General features: G+C 32.3%; 22 protein-coding genes. 6 read left to right on the forward strand and 16 right to left on the reverse strand.

The annotated features are described in order from the left end of the window. Genes ACFPTQ_RS09960 through ACFPTQ_RS09985 form a run of 6 tightly spaced genes read left to right on the forward strand, consistent with a single transcriptional unit; the run spans window position 1 to window position 5681 of the window. Entirely contained in the window at window positions 1–366 is a 366-nt protein-coding gene (locus tag ACFPTQ_RS09960; RefSeq protein WP_379777025.1) for a c-type cytochrome, read from the forward strand. Window positions 367–399: 33 nt separating this feature from the next. Further along, a complete protein-coding gene (locus ACFPTQ_RS09965) occupies window positions 400–1845 on the forward strand; it encodes a Gfo/Idh/MocA family protein (protein ID WP_379777028.1) in 1446 nt (481 codons plus the stop codon). A 29-nt stretch (window positions 1846–1874) separates the two neighbouring features. Beyond that, window positions 1875–2603, forward strand: coding sequence for a 3-keto-disaccharide hydrolase (locus ACFPTQ_RS09970; protein WP_379777030.1), 729 nt, complete (start codon window positions 1875–1877; stop codon window positions 2601–2603). A 52-nt stretch (window positions 2604–2655) separates the two neighbouring features. Next, window positions 2656–3882: a nucleoside permease gene (locus ACFPTQ_RS09975; RefSeq protein WP_379777032.1), complete on the forward strand. Its 1227-nt coding sequence runs from the start codon at window positions 2656–2658 to the stop codon at window positions 3880–3882. An 18-nt stretch (window positions 3883–3900) separates the two neighbouring features. Further along, window positions 3901–4794, forward strand: a complete 894-nt coding sequence (locus ACFPTQ_RS09980) for a hydroxypyruvate isomerase family protein (RefSeq protein WP_379777035.1) — start codon at window positions 3901–3903, stop codon at window positions 4792–4794. Between the two features lie 11 nt (window positions 4795–4805). Continuing rightward, a complete protein-coding gene (locus tag ACFPTQ_RS09985; RefSeq protein WP_379777038.1) occupies window positions 4806–5681 on the forward strand; it encodes a sugar phosphate isomerase/epimerase family protein in 876 nt (291 codons plus the stop codon). 26 nt (window positions 5682–5707) lie between these two features. Here the strand turns inward: ACFPTQ_RS09985 and ACFPTQ_RS09990 are convergent, their stop codons facing one another. The 16 genes from ACFPTQ_RS09990 to ACFPTQ_RS10065 form a co-directional block, all read right to left on the reverse strand. Then, entirely contained in the window at window positions 5708–6403 is a 696-nt protein-coding gene (locus tag ACFPTQ_RS09990; RefSeq protein WP_379777041.1) for a DUF4240 domain-containing protein, read from the reverse strand. Between the two features lie 53 nt (window positions 6404–6456). Next, the gene (locus ACFPTQ_RS09995) at window positions 6457–8112 is read right to left on the reverse strand and encodes a M1 family metallopeptidase (RefSeq protein WP_379777044.1); all 1656 of its coding nucleotides are present in this window, start codon (window positions 8110–8112) and stop codon (window positions 6457–6459) included. Window positions 8113–8150: 38 nt separating this feature from the next. Then, a complete protein-coding gene (locus ACFPTQ_RS10000; protein WP_379777047.1) occupies window positions 8151–9365 on the reverse strand; it encodes an ATP-grasp domain-containing protein in 1215 nt (404 codons plus the stop codon). A 4-nt stretch (window positions 9366–9369) separates the two neighbouring features. Continuing rightward, entirely contained in the window at window positions 9370–10800 is a 1431-nt protein-coding gene (locus ACFPTQ_RS10005; protein WP_379777049.1) for a leucyl aminopeptidase family protein, read from the reverse strand. 4 nt (window positions 10801–10804) lie between these two features. After that, window positions 10805–11935 carry an alpha/beta hydrolase gene (locus ACFPTQ_RS10010; RefSeq protein WP_379777052.1) on the reverse strand — a complete coding sequence of 377 codons (1131 nt, stop codon included), beginning with the start codon at window positions 11933–11935 and terminating at the stop codon, window positions 10805–10807. Window positions 11936–12077: 142 nt separating this feature from the next. Beyond that, window positions 12078–12677 (reverse strand): bifunctional phosphoribosyl-AMP cyclohydrolase/phosphoribosyl-ATP diphosphatase HisIE, encoded by a 600-nt coding sequence (hisIE, locus tag ACFPTQ_RS10015; RefSeq protein WP_379777055.1) that lies wholly within the window; start codon window positions 12675–12677, stop codon window positions 12078–12080. A gap of 92 nt (window positions 12678–12769) precedes the next feature. Beyond that, entirely contained in the window at window positions 12770–13525 is a 756-nt protein-coding gene (gene hisF / locus ACFPTQ_RS10020; RefSeq protein WP_379777058.1) for an imidazole glycerol phosphate synthase subunit HisF, read from the reverse strand. A gap of 70 nt (window positions 13526–13595) precedes the next feature. Beyond that, the gene (hisA, locus tag ACFPTQ_RS10025) at window positions 13596–14321 is read right to left on the reverse strand and encodes a 1-(5-phosphoribosyl)-5-[(5-phosphoribosylamino)methylideneamino]imidazole-4-carboxamide isomerase (RefSeq protein ID WP_379777061.1); all 726 of its coding nucleotides are present in this window, start codon (window positions 14319–14321) and stop codon (window positions 13596–13598) included. 57 nt (window positions 14322–14378) lie between these two features. Next, the gene (hisH, locus tag ACFPTQ_RS10030) at window positions 14379–14966 is read right to left on the reverse strand and encodes an imidazole glycerol phosphate synthase subunit HisH (RefSeq protein ID WP_379777063.1); all 588 of its coding nucleotides are present in this window, start codon (window positions 14964–14966) and stop codon (window positions 14379–14381) included. Window positions 14967–15038: 72 nt separating this feature from the next. Further along, window positions 15039–16175, reverse strand: coding sequence for a bifunctional histidinol-phosphatase/imidazoleglycerol-phosphate dehydratase HisB (gene hisB / locus ACFPTQ_RS10035; protein WP_379777066.1), 1137 nt, complete (start codon window positions 16173–16175; stop codon window positions 15039–15041). Window positions 16176–16228: 53 nt separating this feature from the next. Continuing rightward, window positions 16229–17278 carry a histidinol-phosphate transaminase gene (gene hisC / locus ACFPTQ_RS10040; RefSeq protein ID WP_379777069.1) on the reverse strand — a complete coding sequence of 350 codons (1050 nt, stop codon included), beginning with the start codon at window positions 17276–17278 and terminating at the stop codon, window positions 16229–16231. A gap of 88 nt (window positions 17279–17366) precedes the next feature. Further along, window positions 17367–18659, reverse strand: coding sequence for a histidinol dehydrogenase (gene hisD, locus ACFPTQ_RS10045; protein ID WP_379777072.1), 1293 nt, complete (start codon window positions 18657–18659; stop codon window positions 17367–17369). 96 nt (window positions 18660–18755) lie between these two features. After that, window positions 18756–19613, reverse strand: coding sequence for an ATP phosphoribosyltransferase (gene hisG, locus ACFPTQ_RS10050; RefSeq protein WP_379777075.1), 858 nt, complete (start codon window positions 19611–19613; stop codon window positions 18756–18758). 280 nt (window positions 19614–19893) lie between these two features. Continuing rightward, entirely contained in the window at window positions 19894–20394 is a 501-nt protein-coding gene (locus ACFPTQ_RS10055; RefSeq protein WP_379777078.1) for a hypothetical protein, read from the reverse strand. 54 nt (window positions 20395–20448) lie between these two features. After that, the gene (locus ACFPTQ_RS10060; RefSeq protein ID WP_379777081.1) at window positions 20449–21567 is read right to left on the reverse strand and encodes an efflux RND transporter periplasmic adaptor subunit; all 1119 of its coding nucleotides are present in this window, start codon (window positions 21565–21567) and stop codon (window positions 20449–20451) included. Between the two features lie 10 nt (window positions 21568–21577). Next, window positions 21578–25912 (reverse strand): CusA/CzcA family heavy metal efflux RND transporter, encoded by a 4335-nt coding sequence (locus ACFPTQ_RS10065; protein ID WP_379777084.1) that lies wholly within the window; start codon window positions 25910–25912, stop codon window positions 21578–21580. Window positions 25913–25918 lie beyond the last annotated feature (6 nt).

Genomic DNA, 25918 nt, shown 5'->3' on the forward strand with positions numbered 1-25918 from the left:
ATGAAATCGACTTATTTACTTTTAGGTATTGCAATAGTGACCTTATCTTCATTTTCAATTTACAATAAAGTTGAAAATAACTCCAAAAAAAACTGCATTCCACAACAACAGTCTGAAGGAGAAAAACTTATTTCAAAAATGGATTGTATTGGTTGTCACAAATTAGACAAAAAACTGGTTGGACCTTCTTATTTAGATATAGCCAAAAAATACAGTTCTAATGATAAAAATCTTAATTATTTATCTGATAAGATTATAAAAGGTGGTACAGGAGTTTGGGGATCTATTCCTATGGCAGCACATTCAACTTTAAAAAAGGAGGATGCTAAAAAAATGGCTAAATATATTTTATCCTTAAATAAATAATTCAAAGTTTGATTCATATAACAATTGATTTAAATGAAAGAAGAAGAAATTAAAAATGTTCGTCGTGATTTTTTAAAAAAAGGAGTATTAGCTACTGCTGCCTTTATGATAGTACCTCGTCACGTATTGGGAAGAGGATTTGTAGCACCAAGTGATCGGTTATCAATTGCTTCAATTGGTGTAGGTGGAAAAGGAAGGTCAGATATAGCAATGTTTGACAGAAGCGGTAAAGCAAACATTTCTTTTTTGTGTGATGTGGATACAAGAAGAGCGACTGATAGTGTCAAGGCATTTCCTAAAGCTAAATTTTATAAAGATTGGCGTGAAATGCTTGATAAAGAACACAAAAATTTTGATGCTGTTTCTGTTTCAACACCAGATCATAATCACGCTATTCAAGCATTAGCAGCTATGCAATTAGGAAAACATGTTTATGTTCAAAAACCAATTGCTCATGATTTGTACGAAGCCCGTATATTAACCAAAGCAGCCCAAAAATATAAAGTGGTTACCCAAATGGGTAATCAAGGAGCGTCTAATGATGGAACACGTATTTTAAAAGAATGGTATGAAGCTGGTTTAATTGGTGATGTTCATACTATATATGCTTGGACCGACAGACCTGTATGGCCGCAAGGTATTCCTTGGTCTTCTAATAAAGCTGATGTGCCAAAAGAACTAGATTGGGATTTATGGTTAGGAACCGCTCCATATAAAGATTATGTCAATAAATTAGTACCATTCAACTGGAGAGGATGGTGGGATTATGGAACAGGAGCTTTAGGTGATATGGGATGTCATTTATTAGAGGCACCATTTAGTGTACTAAATTTAAAGTATGCCAAAGATGTTCAATGCAGTGTTGGATCAGTTTACATAGACGAGTTTAGGAGAGGTTATTTCCCTGAAAGTTGTCCACCTTCAAGTCATGTTACATTTACATTTCCTAAAACAAATAAAACAAAAGGTGATGTTACTGTTCATTGGATGGATGGAGGAATCCAACCAGAAAGACCAATTGAATTAGGCCCTAATGAAATTTTTGGAGATGGTGGAAATGGAACCTTATTTATAGGCACCAAAGGTAAAATGTTGTGTGATACATATGGATTAAGTCCAAGATTACTCCCTTTGAGCAAAAATGAAAATCTTAAAATTGCACAAAAATATTCCAGAGTTCAAAATGGTGCCGATGGACATTATAATCAATGGGTAGAAGCAGCAATTGCAGGTTATGGTAAAAAAGAATTAAGTTCTCCTTTTGAAATTGCAGGACCATTAACTGAAGCGTTGTTGATGGCAAATCTAGCTATTAGAGGTTATGATATAATAAGAGAAGAGTTAGGCGAAGAAGTTTACCCTGGACGTTCTGCTAAATTATTATGGGATAATGATGCTATGAAAATTACCAATTTTGATGAAGTAAATCAATTTGTTAAGCGTGAATACCGTGAAGGTTGGAACAATTTAACTTTATAAAACAATTTAATACTATAAATACAGATACAATGAAAAATATTTTTGCAACTTTAATTTTAATGATAATGATTCAAACTGCTAATGGACAGATTGTACCACGAGGATTTAAATTATTATTTGATGGAAAAACAACTACAGGATGGCATAATTACGGAAAAAAAACTGTAGGAACTGCATGGAAAATAGAAGATGGTATTTTACACTACGACCCAAGTGCAGCTCAAAATGATCAGGGAGGAGATTTAGTGACTGACTTAGAATATGAAAATTTTCACTTAAAATTAGAATGGAAAGTTGCCAAAAATTCGAATAGCGGGATTATTTTTTATGTGAATGAGGATGTTGAAAAATTCAAACACCCATATGAAACTGGTTTAGAAATGCAAATTTTAGACAATGACGGGCATCCTGATGGGAAAATCGAAAAACACAGAGCTGGTGATTTATATGACTTAATTAAAAGTAGTTCTGAACCTGTAAAAGCTGTTGGAGAATGGAATTCAGTAGATATTGTATGTAAATTTGGTAAACTAACCATGTTGCTTAATGGAATTAAAGTTGTAGAAACAACACTGTGGGATGATAACTTTAAAAAATTAGTAGCGGGCAGTAAATTTTCAAACTGGCCAGGTTTTGCAGCTTTCAAAAAAGGAAAAATTGCATTACAAGATCATGGTGATAATGTATGGTATAGAAATATTATGATCAAAGAATGGAATACAATGAAAGTTACAACAGGTTGTGAAGTTGGTATGTAATATAATTCATTTGAGTGGGCAAAATCATTAACTAAAATAAAGTTTAAATACAATGAATAATACAATCCGTATTAAATTATCAATAATGATGTTTCTGAATTTTTTTATTTGGGGAGCTTGGTTTGTAACATTAGGAACATTTCTAGCTAATAATCTAAAAGCTACAGGAACAGAATCTGCTGCTGCCTTCGGTACACAATCTTGGGGTGCAATTATTGCACCATTTATTATAGGTTTGATTGCAGATCGATATTTTAATGCGGAAAAAATATTAGGATTACTTCATTTGGTTGGAGCTTTATTGATGTATCAAATGTATCAAACTGAAAATTTTGATTCATTTTACATATATGTATTCAGTTATATGATTGTTTACATGCCCACTTTAGCCTTGGTAAACTCTGTATCCTTCAATCAAATTCAAGATCCAGAAAAAGAATTTTCAAAAATTAGAATTTGGGGAACTATTGGATGGATTGTCGCTGGCTTATCTATAAGTTATATTTTTCATTGGGACACATCAGATTCTATTAGCAATGGTTTCTTGAAAAATACATTTTTACTTTCTGGAATAGCTTCGTTTATATTAGGTATATTTAGTTTTTTATTACCTAAAACGCAACCCAAAATTAATACTGAAAAATTAAAAATTGTGGATCTTTTTAACTTGGAAGCCTTACAATTATTAAAAGATAAAAACTTTGCAATATTTTTCTTTTCCTCTATATTGATATGTATACCTTTGGCTTTTTATTATCAAAATGCTCACTCTTTCTTAACTGAATCTGGCGTAACCAATCCAACAGGAAAAATGGCAATTGGTCAAATTTCTGAAGCTTTATTTCTTTTACTTATTCCCGTTTTTTTTAACCGATTTGGTTTTAAAATTACTATTTTAGTGGGTATGTTGGCATGGGCTGTTCGATATCTATTATTTGCTTATGGTAATGGAAGTGAATTAAGTTTTATGCTAATTATTGGAATCGCTTTACACGGAATTTGTTATGATTTCTTTTTTGTGTCTGGACAAATTTATACCGATTCAAAAGCAGGAGAAAAATACAAAAGTGCGGCTCAGGGATTGATTACATTAGCAACTTACGGAGTGGGAATGTTAATTGGTTTCGCAGTAGCTGGCAGCATTACTGATAATTACAAAACTATTGAAGGTACAATTAATTGGCAATTGGTTTGGATTATACCATCTGGAATTGCACTAATAGTATTTTTGATTTTCTCACTTTTGTTCACTGATAAAAGCGAAAAAAAGTTAAGTTAATTAAAACCTAAAAATTCAATGAATACTAATTTAGACAGAAGATCAGCTATAAAAGGGATTGTTGCTTCAACAGTTAGTTTAGGTATTTCCTCTGCTTTTAAAGATTTTTCAGATGAAAATACTATAAATGAAATGGACTCAGAAAAACTAAAAGGTAATATTAATCATTCTGTATGTAGATGGTGTTTCGATAGCTTGGATATTGAAACGCTCTGTATTGAAGCAAAAAAAATTGGAATTTCAGGAATTGATTTAGTTGGACCAAAAGATTGGCCTGTATTAAAAAAATATGGTCTTATTTCCACTATGTGTAATGGTGCCGAAATCAATCTTGTAGACGGTTTCAATGATGTACAATTTCATGATGTTTTGATCAAAAAATATACTGAAATGATTCCTTTGGTTGCCGAAGCAGGTTATAAAAATCTGATATGTTTTAGTGGAAACCGTAGAGGAAAAACAGATGAAGAAGGCTGGGAAAATTGTGTAAAAGGTTTAAAAGCATTAATACCTTTAGCAGAAAAACATAAGGTTACACTTGTGATGGAATTACTTAACAGTAAAATTGACCATAAGGATTATCAATGTCATACAACTAAATGGGGTGTCGAACTAGCAAAACGTATAGGTTCTAATAATTTTAAATTGCTGTATGACATTTACCATATGCAAATTGATGAAGGTGATATCATTAGAAATATAACCGAAAATCATCAATATATTGCTCATTATCATACAGCAGGTGTCCCTGGAAGAAATGAAATTGATAGTTCACAAGAATTAAATTATCCAGCAATAATGAAAGCTATACATAAAACCGGTTTTAATGGCTTTGTAGCTCAAGAGTTTATCCCTAAAAACTCCAATAAATTAGAATCTTTAAAACAAGCTATTAAAATTTGTGACATCTAATTTTAAAAATTATGATCAATAGAAGGCAATTTATAATTAATTCTGGAATGGCTATTGGTGCGTTAGCAATAGCTCCTTCGCTAGCTTTTAATACTAAAAATAACATCATTGGATTGCAATTATGGACTTTAAAAGATAGTCTTCCAAATAATGTAAAAGGGGTTCTACAACAAATCAGTAAAGCAGGTTTTAATGATTTGGAGACATATGGTTATTCTGTTGATGACGGATTCTTTGGTACTTCTTTAAAAGATTTTAAATCGATTATAGATGATAATGGTTTAAAAGCTAGTAGTAATCATTTTGATTTTAATGCTACAATTGAACATAATACTACTGAGTACATTAAACCTTATATTGAAGCTGCCAATTATTTAGGAAGTAATTATATTACTATCCCCCACTTCAATGCTAGTCTATATGGAAAATCTATCGATGATTATAAAAAATTAGCTTCGTTATTTAATGAAATTGGTAATTTGTGTCAAAAAGGAGGTTTAAAACTAGCCTATCATAATCACGATTTTGAATTCAATAAATTAGGTAGCACAAACGGATATGAAGTTTTATTAAAAGAAACAGATGCTAACCTAGTTGATTTTGAATTGGACTTATATTGGATTGTACGATCAGGGAATAGTCCATTGGAATTTTTTAAAAAATATCCAGGACGCTTCAAAATGTGGCATGTCAAAGATATGTACAAAAGTAATCCTAATTTAAATACTGAAATTGGAGCGGGTACTATCGATTTTAAAGCTATTTTTAATCAAGCAAGACTTTCTGGTATGAATCATTTTTTTGTTGAACAAGAATCAAACTATAATCCAAATCCAATAGAATCTATTACAAATAGTTTAAGTTTTATTAAAAAGGAATTATTGTAGTTCTTGCAAATGATACTTTATAAAAATCATTTTTTCCAAAACTTCTGAAATAACAATGGATAGATTTTTTCCATTGTTTTGGGTTCATCTACATTCCAGTTAAACTCTAAAATGGGATAATTTTCATCGTTAGTTTTGAAATTTTCATAATCAAGATAAGGATTCAATTCTTGATTAGTCATATTTTTAAAAGCGTTCATGGCAACATACCAAAAACCTTCAAAATCGTAGGTCTTAGGTTCATTTTCTACTATATTAATCAAATATTCTGGATTTTCTTGAACTTTGTAAAAAGCGTCTCTCCCTCTAGAAATTAACCAACATCTAAAATAATCAAAACCATCATCAGCAACGCCATTACTTATGATATAATTAGCACACCATAAATTTGATGTATAGGAATCGTACATTAATTTATCGGTTCTCAATCTAAAACCTAACATTTCCTGAGGTGATACTTGTTCTAATGCTGAAATAAGATAAATTTCCTGATCTTCTTGATTATTTGTTTCTTTAAGCGATTTTTCAATAATTGCCCAAAATTTATCCTCATCGATCATTTGATTACTCGGTTTAAATCCTAAAGAATCCAGATTAATTTTAGGAATTTCAACAGAATCAACAATAGTCGTTTTTGCATCCATTTTTACTTTGCTTTCTTGCCCATATTGCATAAGAGATAACATTGAAAAGAAAAAGAGATATAAAAACGAAGTTTTCATCTTTTAAAATTTAAATTGGATACTATTAAAAACAAGTATAAAATTAGTCTATTTTATTTCTTAATTTGAATAGCGGAAACATAAAAATTGGCGTCTAATTGAAGTTTTGAATTATCCTCAATGTTTTTCATGGTTTTCCAATTAGTTTGAGGATATATCCATGTTTCCTTGCCATCAATAGTGATTTTTAAAGGCATATCAAAATTTGAAACACAATTAGTCCAACGATAAAGCACTTGTTGTTCTTCAAAATAATATTCTAGCACCGGAATTCTGGTGTCTCTCAAATATTGATTAAAGAACGATGTCAAATCCAATCCTACGGCTGCACTTAAATAATCTTCTATTTGTTTCGTCGTTACTGTTTGATGATAAAATGTACTATTTAAACCTCTTAAAATACTCCTCCACTTATCGTCATTATTCAAAATTTGGCGCAGGGTATGAAGCATGTTTCCTCCTTTAGGATACATATCTCCTGATCCTTTTTGATTTACATTATAATATCCAATTATTGGAGTATCGTTTCGAATATCGTTTCTAGTTCCAATAACATATTCGGCGCCAGCTTGTTTCCCATAATAATATTCCACAAAAAGACTTTCTGAATAATTAGTAAAACTTTCATGTATCCACATATCAGCTATATCCTTGTAGGTAATATTATTAGCAAACCATTCATGTCCAGATTCGTGAATAATAATAAAATCAAATTTAAGCCCCCAACCTGTTCCACTTAAATCTCTGCCCAAATATCCGTTTTTAAATCCATTTCCATAAGTCACAGAACTTTGATGTTCCATTCCTAAATAAGGTGCTTCCACTAATTTATAGCCATCCTCATAAAATGGATAAGGACCAAACCAATATTCGAAGGCCTTGAGCATTCTAGGTACGTCTTTGAATTGTTTTTTTGCTTTGGCTAAATTGTCTCTTAAAACATAATAATTACAATCCAATGTTCCTTTTTCACCTTTAAATTTTTCAGAAAAAGATACATAATCCCCAATATTAATGTTTACGCCATAATTATTAATAGGATTTGCTACATACCAATGATAGGTTTTGGTTCCGTCTTTTTGTTTTTTCACACTTAATAATCGTCCATTGGAAACATCCATTAAATCTCCTGGTACATTTACACTAATGTGCATATCTTTTACTTCATCATACATATGGTCTTTATTAGGCCACCAAATACTTGCGCCAATTCCTTGACAGGAAGATGCAATAAAAGCTTTTCCATTACTGTCTTTTTTCCAAGTAATTCCTCCATCCCAAGGTGGTGTTTTAGCGACTAAAGGTTTACCACCATAAAATATAGTGAGCTCATTGACAGATCCTTTTTTTTGTACAGAAGTCAATTCGATAAAGTAAGCATTTCCTTCTCTACGGTATTTAAGTTCTTTAGCATCTTGAACAATAGATTTCATTACTAATGGATCTTGCAAATCAATTTGCATAATATTGTAGGGTTCTAAAACTTCGTATTTAACAACGTTAGAACCACTAATTGTGCTATCTATTGGATTGACTTTTATATCTAATCGATATTGTTTTAAATCCCACCAAGCTCTTTCCTTAGTAATACTTCCACGTAAACTATCTTGCTTAGTGAATTGAATTTCTTTCTTTACTGATGATTGTTGAGCGATTAATGATTTTGAGGAAAAGAAACAAAAAAGAATAAAAATATAAGTTTTACGCATCTTTATATAAATTACTTGATAAATATTGTTTACTACAATTAGTGAAAATTAACCACTTTATTTTGTTCAACGACAACTGTATAATCTGCAACTAAACGATCTACATAATTGTTTAATAATTCTTGAATTCTTTCCTCCCTCTCCGACTTTATAATTAAACCTGCGTGATACTCTAATGGCACTCTAAAACAAACTTCAGGATCGGAGAAAGAGGCTAAATCAGGATGCTGGTATTTGGATAAGGTTAAAACAATTCCGGCATATTCTTTTTTTAGCTCGGGTAATTGATACTTTTTTTCTTTGACTAATGCATCTTCAATTATAGCCCATTCTTTCCAAAGATTTACATTTGAAGCAGCTTCAACCATCTCAGTAATGTGTGCACCTCCAACACGAGAAGATGTTTCTAAAAAATAAATCTGTCCGTCTTCTTTGCATTTAATAAATTCAGTATGTGCCGCTCCATTTTTCAAGCCAAATTCTTTTAATACCTTTTCATTCATGCTTTTAATTGCGACATCATCTTCAGAATCATACGTAATATTACTTGTTCTAAAAACACCTCCTCCTTGTGAAATTTCCATTGGTGTGGCTAAATATTTAGAAGACAAACTAAATAAAAGTTTTCCATTTAAAATTAAACTATCACAATGATAAACATCGCCAGGTTTAAATTGTTCAATCAAATATTTAAAACGGTTATTCCCCATTTCGTTAATGTGATTCCATAGGGATTCTTTATTAAAAACTTTTATGATTCCTGCAGCAGAAGCCTCTGAACGGGGTTTTAAAACCCAAGGTGGCGAAATGGTATCTGCAAAAGTATTGATATCATGGTCATTAAATAAGGAACAAAATGCTGGAATTGGAATCCCACAGCTTTTCGCTCTCATTCGCATAGCTAATTTATCGCGAAAATAACGCCCAGTTGTTTGACCCATTCCATCAATTCGAAGATTCTCCCTAAGATAAGTTGCTTTTTCAACATCATAGTCATCAAGGGCAACAATAGCATCGACCTTATTTGATTTCATTAGATTGCTTACACCTAAGAATAAATGTTCTAAATTCCATTCGGTATCAGAACCTTGCATATAGAATATTTCATCTATGTGTTCTTTTGGCCAAGGTTTATCTCTTAGTTTCTCACTCGTTACGAGATATACTTTATTCCCTAAGGCTTTTAACTGAATAATAAAATCAGTTCCTTTGAAATAATTTGATATGCAAACGAAAGTTTTTACATTTTTCATAATGTCATAAAATTTCTACGAATTTAGTCAATAAATGAACACCAAAAGCAGTGGCATGTTTAGTTTTAGCAAATTCATCATCACCAAAAGCAACTCCTGCTATGTCAAGATGCGCCCAAGCTTGATGTTCTTTAGTGAAAAACTCTAAAAATTTTGCAGCACTAATTGCACCAGCAACAGCTTTTCCACTGAAATTTTTTACATCGGCTATATCACTTTCGATATCGCTTTTATAGGATTCCCATAATGGTAATGGCCATGAGCGCTCCCCAATACTCTCACCTATTTGTTGAATAGCACTTCCAATAAAAGAATTATTTGTAAATAAAGCAGCCGCTTCATATCCTAAGGTAGCGACGCTACTTCCTGTTAAGGTGGCAATATCAATTAAATATTCTGGATTGTAATTTTGAATTAAATAGGATAAACCATCAGCCAAGATTAAACGACCTTCGGCATCTGTATTAGTGATTTCTATAGAATTTTCACTGTAACTGTAAATGACATCGCTCGGAGCAAAAGATTTACTATCCACAGCATTTTCAGCACAAGGTACTATAGCGGTAACTTTAACAGGAAGTTGTAAATCGGCAATTAATTGCATAGCTCCCAAAACGGCAGCTCCACCAGCCATATCACATTTCATATGAACCATTCCAGCTGTTTTAATATCTAAACCTCCAGTATCAAAAGTAATTCCTTTACCAACCAAACCGATGTGTTTTATATTTTCAGCTGCATTTTTAGGCTGATAATTCATGATTATAAATTGTGGTTCTTTTTCACTCCCTTTACCAACAGCAACAAATGCGCCTAAACCCTGTTCGATAGCTTCTTTTAAATCGATTACTTTTACTTCAAAACCAAAGTGTTTTCCTTTTTCAACAGCCCAATCTGCTAAATATTTAGGTGTTACAATATTTGAAGGTAAATCAACTAATGAAAAAGTTTCCAATTGAGCGTTGGCAATTTTTATCGCTTTAGAAATGACTTTTGAGTAATCTTTGGTAGAGTAAATTTTTAATTCAAAATCAGGATGTAAAAAAGGATGCACTTCTAATTTTTTAAAATGTCCCAAATTATACGTTCCTAAAAGTAAACCACTTATCGCTGCTTCTATCTGTTCCTCAGTAAAAACTTCTGGAAAAAATAAAGACACATCTTGAGCAAATGTGTCTTTTTGTTTTTGGGCAATTCTTCGGAAAATGTTTTTTAATGACTTGTAATCAATTTTGTTCCCTATTCCAATAAAAATATAAATGGTATCGTTTTTCTCTATTAGGTAATGAGTATCTTTTTTCCCAGAAAATACTTTTGGATTAACTTCGAATCCATCAAATATATAAGGAGTCGAGTCGTTAAAATTACTTTCAAATACGGGGATTAATACCGTACCGGAATATTTTTCGGGAATATTGAGGAATCTAGTTTTCATTTTTTTAATTGTCTTTAGTATTAAAAAACAGCCATTCTATTGCTTTAGGAAATTCATCACTCCAATAGATTTCATTATGTTTTCCTAATTTGTTTATACTTAAATTGATTTTCATGTTATCGTCAACAAATTCGTTTTCTAGTACTTTGTTTTTAAAGTCTTCTACATGTTCTAGCATAGTTTCACTTTCATCACCACCAGCATATAAATAAATTTTAGTACTTTCTCCTCCTCTATTTTTTATTTTCATTTTTGGAGTTACCCAAAGGGACGGTGAAAAAATCATTAATTTACCAAAAACTTCAGGATATCGTAATCCCGAAAAAATACTCACTAAAGCACCCATCGAGCTTCCTCCAATTCCTGTAAATTCCCTTTCTTTTTTGGTCCTAAAATTACTATCTACATAAGGTTTAAGAGTTTCAACTAAAAACTTAATGTATTTTTTTCCTTGTCCTTTTCCTAAAACTGTTTTGCCAACATTGTATTCTTTTATGCGGTCTTCCTCGGCGTGTTCTACAGCAATTACAATGATTTTTCCAATTTTGTATTCGGACATTACGGCCAATTTCTTGTCAATTTCCCAATTCCCAAATTCAGCATTCTCATTGAATAAATTCTGAGCATCTTGCAAATACATAACTGGATAACTTTCGCTAGATTGATCGTAATCATGTGGTAATAGTGCCCAAACTTTACGGGTAGTATTTAATTGCGGAATTTCAAATTCATCTGAAATTAATTGAATTTGAGGCAAAAAATTGGGTTTATAAGGTAACCAATTTTTTCTCCAGCGAAACACATGCTCTTTTTGAATACCAGTATGATTCGTAGTCGAACGATTTTCTGTGCGTTCACCGTTGACGTCAATTTCTACAGCACTCCAATCTCCTTTTGTAAATTTATACAACACCGTTTCTGGCAACGGAAAATCATGTTCAAATTTAAAATGATACAATCCTACACCCATTTTTTCCATAACAAAATCAGGGTCTTGAGTTCTCCATTCATTAAAATTTCCTGAGATATAAACAGGTCGAAAATCATCTTCATCAGTTGTTAAAATGATATGTAGTCCTGTTTCTATATTGGTATCTGTACATTTTTCTGAAAGATGGCTGTTTTGAAAAATCATAATTGGTAATAAATAGGAATCCTTAATAAAAGTGGTAAATATAACAGATTGGTTTTTTGTAGAAAAATGAAAACGAATCCATAAAGTTTATTTTACACTTATAGATTCGTTTTTAATAATAAATTAACAGAAAGCGCTAAAGTTATTTCTGACGACTTTTTAAAACTTCAATTACATCATTAAGCTTATAGCCTTTTGCTTGCAAAAGAATTAAATAATGAAAAAGTAAATCAGCACTTTCACTCAAAAACAAATCATCATTATCATCTTTTGCTTCAATTACTACTTCAACAGCTTCCTCCCCTACTTTTTGAGCAATTTTATTGATTCCTTTTGCAAAAAGTGAAGCTACATAACTGTGTTCTAAGTCCGCATTTTCTTTTCTTGTTTGAATAGTACTTTCTAAATTAGAAATAAAACCATAGTTCATTTCATTTGGTGTTTGCCAACATGTATCTGCTCCTGTATGACAGGTTGGACCCACAGGTTGTGCTTGTATCAACAAAGTATCTCCGTCACAATCATTTTTAATATCAACCAAATTTAAAAAATGACCACTTTCTTCCCCTTTTGTCCAAAGTCTTTGTTTGGAACGACTGAAAAAAGTCACTTTTCCTGTTTCCATTGTTTTTTGAAAGGCTTCATCATTCATATAGCCTAACATTAATACATTTTTAGTTTCACTATCTTGTATAATGGCAGGAATTAATCCGTGTGCACTTTTTGAGAAATCTATTTCCATGTTTTTTAAGTTATGAGTTTGGTAAAAGTTATGGGTTATGAGTTAAGCGTTTTTGAAGTCCAGACTTCAACTCTTAACATATAACGTTTAACCTATAACCTTACTGCTATATTATTATTTTTAAGTTCTTTTTTCAACGTTTTGATTTCGATTTCTTTAAAATGAAAAACGCTTGCGGCCAAGGCGGCATCTGCATTTCCATCAATAAATGTATCGGCAAAGTGTTGCATGTTTCCAGCTCCACCAGAAGCAATAATTGGAATATTAACCAAACTAGACAAATGGGACAAAGCTTCATTTGCAAATCCATTTTTAGTTCCGTCATGATCCATTGAGGTAAACAAAATTTCCCCTGCACCTCTTTGTTCTACTTCTTTTGCCCAATCAAACAATCGGATTTCCGTAGGTACTTTTCCACCTACTAAATGTACAATCCATTCGCCATCAATTTGCTTGGCATCAATCGCTACAACAACGCACTGACTTCCAAATTTCTGAGCTAAATCATTAATCAATTGTGGATTTTTTACAGCAGATGAATTGATGGAAACTTTATCGGCACCATTTTGCAATAAAACTTCCACATCTTCCACAGCCGAAATTCCTCCTCCAACAGTAAAAGGAATATTGATGGTTGCAGCTACTTTTCGAACCAAATCTACTAAGGTTCTTCTTCTTTCTTCAGTAGCCGAAATGTCTAAAAAAACCAATTCATCGGCACCTTCATCCGAATAGATTTTAGCCAATTCAACAGGATCTCCTGCATCACGTAAATCTACAAAATTTACCCCTTTTACAGTACGACCGTTTTTAATGTCTAGACAAGGTATGATTCTTTTTGTAAGCATGTTTATTGTTTATGGTTTTTGGTTTGTAGTTGATAATTTACGTCTTGAACAATAAACTATTAACAACAAACTACAAACTAATAATATATTGTTCTAATTGTTTCAATGTGATTCTCCCCTCGTATATGGCTTTACCAATGATAGTTCCTTCACAACCAATTTCGGCCAATTTAGGTAATTCATCGAAAGTAGAAATTCCTCCAGATGCAATTAATTTCAATCCTTTGGCTTGACTTAAAATTTTAGCATACAAATCAAAACTTGGACCTTGCAACATTCCATCCTTTGCAATGTCTGTACAAATAACATATTCAATTCCTTTTGACTGATAGTTTTGAATAAAAGGAACTAAATCTTCATTGGATTCTTCTAACCAGCCTGAAACAGCTACTTTTTCATTATTAGCATCGGCTCCTAAGATGATTTTTTCTGCACCAAATTTGGTAATCCATTCTTCAAAAACTGGACGGTTTTTTACGGCAATACTTCCTCCAGTAATTTGGTTTGCCCCTGATTCAAAAGCAATTTTCAAATCAGAATCGGCTTTTAAACCACCACCAAAATCAATTTTCAGTTTGGTTTGTGTAGCAATTTGTTCCAAAATTTTATGATTTACAATTCGGCTTGATTTGGCTCCATCTAAATCTACTAAATGTAAATATTCGATTCCATGTGCTTCAAATTCTTTGGCAACTTCAAGCGGGTTTTCGTTGTAAACAATTTTAGTGTTGTAATCTCCTTTAGATAAACGAACACATTTTCCGTCGATAATGTCTATGGCTGGTATTATTCTCATTTTTTATTTAAAGATTTAAAAATTGAATGATTTAAAGATTTTTAAACTTTCAATTTTTTAATTATTCAATTCAAGAAAATTTCCTAAAATTTTCTCTCCAACATCTCCACTTTTTTCAGGGTGAAATTGCGTTCCAAAGAAATTTTTATTTTCCAATGCCGATGAATACGGAACTTCGTAGTCAGTAGTTGCAATAGTTTCTTCGCAAAGTGGCGCATAAAAACTATGTACCAAATACATATATTCCTTTTCAGCTACCTCTTTAAACAAATCCGATTTTAGATTATAAATCGTATTCCAACCCATTTGAGGTACTTTTACTTTGGGTGAAAACTTAATTACATCTACATCAAAAATTCCCAAACCAGTTGTATCTCCTTCTTCGGTATGATTACACATCAATTGCATCCCCAAACAAATCCCTAAAACAGGTTGTTTTAATGTAGGAATCAAAGTGTCTAATCCGCTTTCTTTAAGCATTTTCATAGCATAACTAGCTTCACCAACACCAGGAAAAATCACTTTGTCAGCAGCTTGAATTTCTTCATGATTATTGGTTAACACAGCAGAATATCCCAATCTTTCTATTGCAAATAGAATGCTTTGAATATTTCCTGCTCCGTAATTTATGATTACTATTTTCATTCTTTTAAGTTAGATGTCAGGAGTTAGAAGTGGGAAGTTTCTAACCTCACACTTCTAACTTCTAACTTTATTTTATAACATCCCTTTCGTTGAAGGTAAAATCATTTTTTCGGTGTCACGTTTAACAGCTACTTTTATCGCTTTCGCAAAAGCTTTAAAGATTGCTTCAATCTTGTGATGTTCATTGTCCCCTTCGGCTTTTATATTAATATTAGCTTTGGCACCATCAGAAAATGATTTAAAAAAGTGGAAAAACATTTCGGTTGGCATTTTCCCCACCATTTCACGTTTGAATTCGGTTTCCCAAATCAACCAGTTTCTTCCACCAAAATCGATGGCTACTTGTGCTAAACAATCGTCCATTGGCAAACAGAAACCATATCGTTCAATACCTAATTTATTCCCCAAAGCTTTAGCAAAAACCTCACCTAAGGCGATCGCAGTATCTTCAATGGTATGGTGTTCGTCAACTTCTAAATCACCTTTTACTTTAATGTCCAAGTCCATTTGTCCGTGACGTGAAATTTGGTCTAACATGTGATCGAAGAAAGCAATTCCAGTATCGATGTTGCTTTTTCCGGTTCCGTCCAAATTTAATTTGATATAAATATCCGTTTCATGCGTTTTTCTAGTGATAGATGCTGTACGTTCTTCTAACTTTAAAAACTCGTAAATCTTTTTCCAATCAGTAGTTTGTAAAACGATAGTTTCTTCTAATTCGTTGTGAGCAACCGAAGTTTCTGTACCTCCCAAACCATCTTCCTGTTTTAAGAAAATGGCTTTTGCACCCAAGTTTTTAGCTAATTCTACATCGGTAATTCGGTCACCCAAAACAAAAGAATTGGCCAAATCATAATTAGGGTTGTCAATGTATTTGGTTAGCATTCCTGTACGCGGTTTTCGTGTAGGCGCATTGTCCTCAGGAAACGAGCGGTCGATGAAAATATCGTCGAATAAAACACCTTCGTTTTGGAAAGCTTTTAAAATGAAGTTTTGTGTTGGCCAAAAAGTATCTTCTGGAAAAGAATCAGTTCCTAATCCATCCTGATTGGTTACCATTGCTAATTCATAATCCAATTCGTTAGCGATTTTTGCCAAATATTGAAAAGCTTTCGGGAAAAACTCTAATTTTTCCAAGCTGTCTAATTGATATCCTTCCGGTTCTAAAACAATCGTTCCGTCACGATCGATAAAAAGTACTTTTTTCATCTTATTTTAAATTTACCACAGATTAAGTTCATAACAACAATCTGTAATCTATACTATTTTAATTCCTTTAAAGCTGCTATTAAAACCTTGTTCTCCTCTTCTGTTCCAATGGTAAATCGTAAACAGTTTTCGCACAAAGGTTGCGTTGTTCTGTTTCTAATTACGATTCCTTTGGCAATCAATTCATCATAACGTTTGTTAGCATCATCTACTTTGGCTAAGATAAAATTGGCTTCAGAAGGATAAATATTTTCAACAAAGTTCACTTCACTTAATACTTTAAGTAAGGCTTTTCTTTGATCAATAATTGCAGCTATTTCGCTATCAATTTTAGATTGATCTTTTAGTCGTTCTAAAGCTTTTTGTTGCGTTAATTCATTAACGTTGTAAGGTGGTTTTATTTTGTTTAAAACAGCAATTACTTCAGCTGACCCATAACAAATTCCCAAACGAATTCCAGCCAAACCATAGGCTTTTGAAAGTGTTTGTGTGATTATTAAATTAGGATATTGATCTAATTTGGCTAACCAACTTTCTTTTTCAGAAAAGTCGATATAAGCTTCGTCAATCACCACAAAACCATTGAATTTTTCCAATAAAGTAGTAACACTTTCGGTAGTGAATGAATTTCCTGTTGGGTTATTTGGCGAACACAAAAAGATGATTTTAGTATTTGGTGTTACCGCTTCTAAAATAGCATCTACTCTTGGTTGGAAACTATCTGAAAGTATAATTTCTTTGTGTTCTACGTTGTTGATATTCGCCAAAACACCATACATTCCGTAAGTAGGCGGTAACGAAATTACATTGTCTTCTTTGGGTTCGCAAAAAGCTCTAAATAATAAATCTAAAACTTCATCACTTCCATTTCCTAATAAAATTTGTTTTGAACTTAGCCCTTTGTTTTTTGCCAAAACTGCTTTCACACTGTTTTGTTGCGGATCTGGGTAACGGTTTACTCCATTTTGATATGGATTTTCATTAGCATCTAAGAATACCATTTGAGCCGTATCAAAATCTTCAAATTCATCACGAGCCGAGGAATACGGTTTTAAAACCTTAACATTGTCACGAACTAAATTATTTATATCGAAATTTTTCATTATACTTATTTTTTGAAGAATAAAGAAAATAGAATAGAGAGAATAGACTTTGTGGTATATTTTCTTTCTATGTTCTATATTCTTTTCTCTATTTTCTTTTTTCTATCTCAGCTAATCTCAGAGTCACGGCATTTTTATGAGCTTGTAAACCTTCGGCTTCAGCCATGATTTCAATAGCACTTCCTATTTTTTGAATGCCGCTTTCAGAGATTTTTTGGAACGTCATGGATTTCACAAAACTATCCAAATTTACTCCGCTATAATTTTTAGCATAACCATTAGTTGGCAAAGTATGATTAGTTCCTGAAGCATAATCTCCAGCACTTTCCGGAGTATAATTACCAATAAAAACTGAACCTGCATTTTCAATTCCATCAACGTAAAAATCATTATTGGCAGTACAAACAATGAAATGCTCTGGTCCGTATTCGTTAATTAAGTCTAACGCAATTGTATCGTTTTCGACAAAAATCAATTTTGAATTCGCTATTGCTTTTTCAGCAATGGCTTTTCTTGGTAATACTTCTAATTGCAATTGAATTTCATTTTCAACAGTATCCATAAAAGACTTAGATGTAGAAACTAAAATTACTTGACTATCGGTCCCGTGTTCTGCTTGTGATAATAAATCTGAAGCTACAAATGCAGGAATCGCAGTATCATCGGCTACAACTAATAATTCAGAAGGTCCTGCCGGCATATCAATAGCTACTCCAAATTGAGTGGCTAATTGTTTAGCAACTGTTACATATTGATTTCCGGGTCCGAAAATTTTATATACTTTAGGAATAGCTTGTGTTCCAAAAGTCATTCCAGCAATAGCTTGAATCCCTCCCACTTTTATAATTTTAGTAACACCACATAGGTTAGCAGCATACAAAATAGCAGGATTGATGTTTCCGTTTTTATCAGGAGGCGAACACAAAACAATTTCTTTGCAACCCGCAATTTTAGCAGGAACAGCCAACATCAAAACAGTAGAAAACAAAGGAGCAGTTCCGCCAGGAATGTATAAACCTACTTTTTGAATAGGTCTTTTTTCTTGCCAACATTGTACACCTTCAGTAGTTTCAACTGAAACACGAGTCGTTTTTTGTGCTAAGTGAAATTTTTCAATATTTACTTTTGCTAAAGCAATTGCCACTTTTAAATCGGTTGGTAAGCTTGCAACAGCGGTTTCGATTTCAGCAGAAGAAACTTCAATATTTTCAAAACTTACACCATCAAACTGTTTTGTATAATTGGATACAGCAACATCTCCCTCTTTTTGAACAGCAGCAAAAATTTCTTTAACTATTGATTCAATATCGTTAACCGTTTTAGTAGGTCTTTCTAGAATGGTAGACCAAGTAGTAGCGGTTGGATTGTATATTTTATTCATATTTTAAGTTAAGGGTTAAGAGTTATGAGTTAAGTGTCAGTTGCATTCTATATTGTTTGAAAACTTCTAACTCCCAACTTCTAACATCTAACTTATTTAAAGTACCATTTTCTCGATTGGGCAAACCAAAATTCCTTCGGCTCCCGCTTCTTTTAATTGATCAATTACTTCCCAAAAAGTATCTTTTTCAATCACAGTGTGTACACTACTCCATCCTGGTTGAGCTAATGGCATAACCGTTGCACTTCTTAAAACAGGAAGAATATTGCTTACTGCTTCAATTTTTTCGTTAGGAACGTTCATCAAAATGTATTTTGAATTTCTCGCTCTTAAAACAGAATCAATACGGAATTTTAAAGTATCGATTATTTTTTGAGTATCAGGGCTTACTTTTGGAGAAACTGCTAAAACGGCTTCACTCTTTAAGATTACTTCAACTTCCTTTAAATTATTTTTAAACAAGGTACTACCGCTAGAAACAATATCTACAATAGCATCAGCTAAACCAATATTAGGCGCAATTTCAACAGAACCAGAAATTTGGTGAATATCAACTGTAACGCCATATTTGTTAAAGAAATCAATAACGGTATTTGGATATGAAGTGGCCACACGTAAACCGTCTAAATCTTTGACTGATTTGTATTCAAAAGATTTAGGAACAGCTACAGAAACTTTGCATTTAGAAAAACCTAATTTTTGAATTACTTCAATGTTTTTGCCTTTTTCAACTAATAAATTATCTCCTACGATAGCAAGATCTACAACTCCATCAATCAAATATTGAGGAATATCAGAGTTTCTTAAGTATAAAACTTCTAGAGGAAAATTAGAGGCTTCAGCCTTTAATTGATCATTTCCATTGTTGATTGAAATACCAGCATCTTTTAAAATCTGGATACTGTCTTCGTTTAATCTACCTGATTTTTGAATTGCAATTTTTAGCGTACTCATTTTTTTCTTTTTAGTTTTTTATTGTTAGTGTTGAGTACTACGGACTTAACACACAATGAAAAACCCGTTTGATGTACTCAAACGGGTTTATTAATATGATGACTTACAGACATACCATTAACATATCGCTTGAGAGCAATAATGTAAATGATGATGGTGTAATTGATTTGATAGCATTATAATTTTAATTCTTTTATTTTTTTGTTGTGCAAATATAAGAGATTAATCCATTACAAACAAAATTTTAATTTAACAAAACATTTGGAAAATATTAAATAATCTACTCCTCTTGGTGCTCAGTTGATAATTGACTATCGCTAGTTTCAATTAAATTGACAGTAGTGTCTCTTATTTCGGTATGTCGTATTTCACCTCCAGAAGTCCCCACTTTTGTTCCAAAAAAGATAGCTACGATAGCGATTACAGCAATTGCATAAGAAAAGAAAACAGCCTTAGGATGATTTTTAATATTAGATATAATTCCAAAAACTGAAACAGCACCCAAAAGATATAGAATGATAGCGAGTTTTTCAGCTAATTCTTCGTGTTCGTGAACTAATTGTTTACTAAAACCAGGGATGTTTTCAACTACTTCCTCAGCGCCCTCACCAGTTGACATACTAAAAACAGCAAATACTGAAGCGATTATAAATAAAAAATAAGCCGTGTTTTTGATAGGTACATTTTTAAAAAATATTCCTCCCATTAAAACTAATAATCCTAAAATAGGTCCAACAATTGGAAAATGGTTTACTATCAGGTGTAAATGTGCATCGTTCATAGTATAAGCTTTTAAATTATAGAGTCTGTATTCATTTATAAGATTATCAAAAAATTAATTAGCAATGTCGTAAGCTCCTTTTGTTACGATTTTAGAATTCTCATTGACTTGATTATCAGGAATTATTTCAACATAATCTTCTGATATTGTACCAATAGTAACCGCAACTTTTTTAAATGAGTAATTAGCATTCTTGCTCTCACTAACTAAAAGTACAAAATTTTTGTTTTGTTCATTCAATAAAGCGTCTTTTGGTATTGCTAGAACTTTTTTTGAATCTACAATAACATTTGCTTCTACAAACATTCCAGTTAATAATCGTTGTTTTATTTGATCATCCAAATGCGCATGAACATTAATTGTGCGATCATTTCCTTCAATTGATTTTCCTACCAAATGGACTTTGGCATTAAAAACCTCTTTAGAAGCTTCTGGAACAGTAAAAAGAATATCCTGATTTTTCTTAATTTTCAAAATATCCTTTTCAAAAATAGCCAATTCTAAGTGTAAATGATCAGTTTCAATGATTTCTAAAATCACATCCGAAGGATTAATATGCATTCCTAAATGTGCATTCATTACCACAATGTCTCCAGAAATTGGCGCATAAATTGTAACCGTAGAGGTTAATTTTCCTTTTTCGACTTGTGCAGGATTAATGTTCAATAATTTTAATTTTTCTTTTAAACTTTGATACATCCCTTTTGCTCTACGATATTCGCTTTCTGCTTTTAAATAGTTTTTTTGCGAAGTAATTTTTTCATCAAACAAGGTTTTTTGACGAACATATTCCGATTTCAAATAATTAATCTGTTCCGCTACTTCTAAGTATTCTTTTTGAACATCTAAAAACTCTGTGTTTTCAAGCGTTAACAAAGCTTGACCTTTTACTACTTTGTCACCAACTAACAATTGAGTTGACTTCACGTAACCACCTACAAAAGAAGTGATTTGAGCACGATTTTGTGGAGGAACATCAATTTTCCCTGTTGCTTTTACAGTCACATCAAAATTTTGCTCCGAAGGATTGGCAATTTCCATTCCAGCCGACTTAAATTGACTAGCTGTCACACTAATTAAATCAGAATCAGCAACAGTTGTTTCTTCGGTTTTAGCTTCTTTACAAGAAAACAAAAGGAGTGAAATAGAAAGTATAGTGAGTATATTTTTCATTGAATTTGTATTAAAAATTTAAGTATTGGTAATCTAATTGGGTTTTGTTAAAAAGTAGTACATTATCTAAATATTCAACTTCAATGATTGTTGCATTTTCTAGACTTTGAATATATTGAAAAAAGTCAATTTCACCCTGTTTGTAGCTCATATTTGCCACTTTTAAAATTTCCTCTCCTAACTTTTTTCCTTGTTGGTTGTAATAATTAATGGCTTCCTGATATTTCAACAATTCACTTTTTTTACTTTCAACAAAAGCGGTTATTTTTTGATTCTCGTTTTGCATCTGAGTTTCCCAACTTTCCAATTCTAATTTGGCAACTTTAGTTTTGGATACATTTCCAGAATATAAAATTGGCAATGCAATTCCCACTTGAAAACCGTTTAACGATTGTGATAATCCTTTATTCGAACCTCTAAAATATTCTAAATTTAAATCAGGCAACCAATTCTGTTTTTGCAAAGTAATTTGAATTTTGTAATTATTTCTAACTGATTCTAAATAATGAGTATAAGTTGATTTACTTAAATCTTCCGTTGAAAATTCTATTGGTTTAATTTGATTCGATTTAATAAACACTTTTTCATCTGATTGAATGCTATATTGAAGCAAATCATATTGAGCATTTTTTTCATTTCTAATTTGCGAAAGCTTTAATGCAATTTGTCTTGCCTTCGATTGCGCAGTAATTTTTTCCAGATAATTTGTTTCTCCCAACTCAAATCGGCGATTACTGGCCTTGGTGAAATTTTGGTACAAACTATCCAACCTTTGATATAAAATTTCCTGATGTTGTAAATAGACAATTTGATAATACAACTTAGAAATCTCCAGACTCAGTTTGTTCTTTTCTAATTCAAAACTGGCTTGTTGCTTTTCGTATTCAGCGGAATTTAATTTCTTTTGTGCTCCATAAACTGTTGGAAACGAAAAACGTTGTTGTGCACCAATTACCGAAACAGCTTTATCATTGTAAGCCAAATTATTTTGATCATAATTATAATAAATATTGGTTTTATCAAAAGCATAAGCGCTATTGATGTTGGCTTTTGATTTTTCAACTTGTAATTGAGAAGCTTTTAAAGCTTTGTTGTTATTAATACCTGTGCTAATTAATTGATTCAATTCAGGATTAGTATTTTGTGAAAAAACAAATGAAGTACTCAACAAAAACAAAATTACAATAGCTCCATTATGATGTTTTTTGAATTTTGGTTTTTTAAATTCCTTTCCATCAAAAACTTTATACAAAACAGGCAATACAATCATTGTTAAAATAGTAGCCGTAAATAATCCTCCAATCACTACGGTTGCCAATGGTCGTTGAACTTCGGCTCCAGCAGATGCAGAAACAGCCATAGGTAAAAAACCTAGAGCAGCAGCGGCGGCAGTTAATAATACAGGACGTAATCGATCTGTTGTTCCTTTTAAAATTAATTCGCCTTTATTAGTCATACCCTGATGTTTCAATTCTTTAAAATGTTCGATTAATACAATTCCGTTTAAAACAGCTATTCCAAATAAAGCGATAAAACCTACTCCAGCCGAAATACTAAAAGGTAAGTCTCTTATCCATAAAAACAATATGCCTCCTACTGCAGACAAAGGAATCGCCGAATACACCATCAAAGCTTCCTTTACAGAACCAAAGGCAAAATACAATAGAATAAATATCAGAATCAAAGCAATTGGAACAGCAATCATCAATCTGGCTTTAGCACTTTCCAAATTTTCAAATTGACCTCCGTATTTCACATAATAACCAGTAGGCAATTTGATTTTAGTATCTACAATTTTCTGAATATCCTTCACTACACTTTGTAAATCACGATTTCGCACATTAATTCCAATAACAATTCTTCTGTTAGTATTGTCTCTGGAAATTTTAGCTGGCCCATCAGAATATGTAATAGTTGCCAATTGCTGCATAGGTATTTGTTGGCCTGAAGGAGTGCTCACATAAAGATTCTTTACATCTTCAATATCGTGACGATTATTTTGGTTTAAGCGAATAACCATATCAAAACGTTTTTCACCTTCAAAAACATTACCAACCGTTTTTCCAGCAAAACCTAGCGCAATTAATTCATTCAAATCGGCTATATTTAATCCATATCGAGCAATTTTTGAACGATCATATTGCACTGTCATTTGAGGTAAACCTTCTGTTTTTTCGATGATAATATCTGATGCTCCTTCAACATTAGCAATTGCTTTTTCGATTTCATGTGCTTTTTTAGCCAAAATATCCAGATTTTCACCAAAAATTTTCACCGCTACATCCGAACGTGTCCCTGAAATCAGTTCGTTAAAACGCATTTCGATAGGTTGGGTAAATTCTAATTCCATATTTGGAATTTCTACTTCGATAGCTTCCTTTATTTTGTCGGCCAATTCGTCTTTAGTAGAAGCCGAAACCCATTCTGATTTTGGTTTCAGCTTAACCATAACATCACTTTCTTCCATACTCATCGGGTCAGTTGGAACTTCTGCAGCTCCTATTCTACTTACCACCTGCTCTACTTCCGGAAAGTTTTTAAGGATTATTGATTCGATTTTAGTAGTTGTTTCAATCGTTTTGCTTAATGAAGTTCCTGTTTTTAAAACAGGTTGAATTACAAAATCACCTTCGTCCAAAGTTGGAATAAATTCGCCTCCCATTGTAGAAAATAATGCAACCGCCATCGCTAATAAACCAATTGAACCATACATTACTTTTTTTGTATTAGCCAAAGCCCAAGTAATAACTGGTAGGTAAAAAGAATTCAATTTGGTAATTAATCGATTCGAAAAAGAATTTGCTTTTTCTTCTTTTGGCTTTAAAAACAAGGAAGAAACTACAGGAACATAGCTAAAACAGAATAGCATAGCGCCTACTAAGGCAAAACTAAAGGTCAGTGCCATCGGCTTGAACATTTTTCCTTCGATACCTGAAAGTGATAAAATTGGGATAAAAACAATCAAAATGATTAATTGACCAAAAATGGCTGAATTCATCATTTTTGAAGCACTTTTATAAGTGATTTGATCAATTTCAAGCTGAATTTCCTCTTGCGAAAGTTTTGCTAAATGAGCCGATTTATGTGCGATCTGAAATGCAATAAACTCCACAATAATTACAGCTCCATCGATAATAATTCCAAAGTCAATAGCCCCAAGACTCATCAAATTGGCATCAATTCCAAAAATATTCATCAAGGAAATAGCAAACAACAAACAAAGTGGAATGACCGAAGCCACCACTAATCCTGAACGCCAATTTCCTAACAACAAAACCACTACAAAAACGACGATCAAACAACCTAAAATGAGGTTTTCGGCCACCGTAAATGTTGTTTTACCTACTAATTCACTTCTTTCTAAAAAACCATTAATATAAACGCCTTCAGGTAACGTTTTTTGAATTTCGGTAACCCTTTCTTTTACATCTTGAATTACTTGTTTCGAATTAGCTTCTTTGAGCATCATCACTTGTCCCAGGACCTTCTCTCCTTCTCCATTACCTGTAATGGCACCAAAACGATTCGCATGACCAAAACGAACATCGGCTACATTTTTAATCAAAACAGGAAGTCCGTTTTGATTTGATACTACAATGTTTTCAATATCTTCGATAGTTTTAACTTTACCATCTGCTCGAATAAAATAACTCTGATTGACTTTTTCAATATAAGCACCACCAGCAATTCCGTTATTGTTTTGCAGTGCTTTAAAAACATCTGAAACACTAATATTCATTGCATTCAAACGAGAGGGCGAAATGGCTATTTCGTATTGTTTTAAAAATCCACCCCAGGTATTAATTTCAACAACCCCCTTAATTCCTGAAAGTTGACGTTTAATAACCCAATCCTGAATAGTTCGTAAATCGGTGATTGAATAATTGCTTTTAAATTCAGGCTTAACTTCCAGTGTGTATTGATAAATCTCGCCTAGACCAGTAGTTATTGGACCCATTTCTGGAGTACCAAAACCTTCAGGTATTTTTTCGGCTGCCGATTTTATTTTTTCGGCTATAAGTTGTCTGGGTAAAAAAGTTCCCATATCATCTTCAAAAACAATGGTAACAACTGATAGCCCAAATTTTGAAATGGAACGAATTTCTTTAACCCCTGGTAAATTAGACATTTCAATTTCTACAGGATAGGTAATATATTGTTCTATATCTTCAGTAGATAAATTACGTGAAGTTGTGATTACCTGCACTTGATTGTTGGTTACATCAGGAACAGCTCCAATCGAAATTTGGAACAATGAAAAGATACCATATCCAAAAACTCCTAAAGTAAAAAGTAAAATGATTAGTTTATTCTTTAAACTAAATGCAATGATTTTCTCTAACATTCTTTT

Origin of the sequence: Flavobacterium sp. GCM10022190 (genome assembly GCF_042656445.1) — a bacterium.
GTDB classification, from domain to species: Bacteria; Bacteroidota; Bacteroidia; order Flavobacteriales; family Flavobacteriaceae; genus Flavobacterium; species Flavobacterium nitratireducens.

Bases quoted from the DNA above. Each gene is read 5' to 3' on its own strand.
- ACFPTQ_RS09960 (WP_379777025.1), top strand. From the start codon at position 1: ATGAAATCGACTTATTTACTTTTAGGTATTGCAATAGTGACCTTATCT.
- ACFPTQ_RS09965 (WP_379777028.1), top strand. From the start codon at position 400: ATGAAAGAAGAAGAAATTAAAAATGTTCGTCGTGATTTTTTAAAAAAA.
- ACFPTQ_RS09970 (WP_379777030.1), top strand. From the start codon at position 1,875: ATGAAAAATATTTTTGCAACTTTAATTTTAATGATAATGATTCAAACT.
- ACFPTQ_RS09975 (WP_379777032.1), top strand. From the start codon at position 2,656: ATGAATAATACAATCCGTATTAAATTATCAATAATGATGTTTCTGAAT.
- ACFPTQ_RS09980 (WP_379777035.1), top strand. From the start codon at position 3,901: ATGAATACTAATTTAGACAGAAGATCAGCTATAAAAGGGATTGTTGCT.
- ACFPTQ_RS09985 (WP_379777038.1), top strand. From the start codon at position 4,806: ATGATCAATAGAAGGCAATTTATAATTAATTCTGGAATGGCTATTGGT.
- ACFPTQ_RS09990 (WP_379777041.1), bottom strand. From the start codon at position 6,403: ATGAAAACTTCGTTTTTATATCTCTTTTTCTTTTCAATGTTATCTCTT.
- ACFPTQ_RS09995 (WP_379777044.1), bottom strand. From the start codon at position 8,112: ATGCGTAAAACTTATATTTTTATTCTTTTTTGTTTCTTTTCCTCAAAA.
- ACFPTQ_RS10000 (WP_379777047.1), bottom strand. From the start codon at position 9,365: ATGAAAAATGTAAAAACTTTCGTTTGCATATCAAATTATTTCAAAGGA.
- ACFPTQ_RS10005 (WP_379777049.1), bottom strand. From the start codon at position 10,800: ATGAAAACTAGATTCCTCAATATTCCCGAAAAATATTCCGGTACGGTA.
- ACFPTQ_RS10010 (WP_379777052.1), bottom strand. From the start codon at position 11,935: ATGATTTTTCAAAACAGCCATCTTTCAGAAAAATGTACAGATACCAAT.
- hisIE (WP_379777055.1), bottom strand. From the start codon at position 12,677: ATGGAAATAGATTTCTCAAAAAGTGCACACGGATTAATTCCTGCCATT.
- hisF (WP_379777058.1), bottom strand. From the start codon at position 13,525: ATGCTTACAAAAAGAATCATACCTTGTCTAGACATTAAAAACGGTCGT.
- hisA (WP_379777061.1), bottom strand. From the start codon at position 14,321: ATGAGAATAATACCAGCCATAGACATTATCGACGGAAAATGTGTTCGT.
- hisH (WP_379777063.1), bottom strand. From the start codon at position 14,966: ATGAAAATAGTAATCATAAATTACGGAGCAGGAAATATTCAAAGCATT.
- hisB (WP_379777066.1), bottom strand. From the start codon at position 16,175: ATGAAAAAAGTACTTTTTATCGATCGTGACGGAACGATTGTTTTAGAA.
- hisC (WP_379777069.1), bottom strand. From the start codon at position 17,278: ATGAAAAATTTCGATATAAATAATTTAGTTCGTGACAATGTTAAGGTT.
- hisD (WP_379777072.1), bottom strand. From the start codon at position 18,659: ATGAATAAAATATACAATCCAACCGCTACTACTTGGTCTACCATTCTA.
- hisG (WP_379777075.1), bottom strand. From the start codon at position 19,613: ATGAGTACGCTAAAAATTGCAATTCAAAAATCAGGTAGATTAAACGAA.
- ACFPTQ_RS10055 (WP_379777078.1), bottom strand. From the start codon at position 20,394: ATGAACGATGCACATTTACACCTGATAGTAAACCATTTTCCAATTGTT.
- ACFPTQ_RS10060 (WP_379777081.1), bottom strand. From the start codon at position 21,567: ATGAAAAATATACTCACTATACTTTCTATTTCACTCCTTTTGTTTTCT.
- ACFPTQ_RS10065 (WP_379777084.1), bottom strand. From the start codon at position 25,912: ATGTTAGAGAAAATCATTGCATTTAGTTTAAAGAATAAACTAATCATT.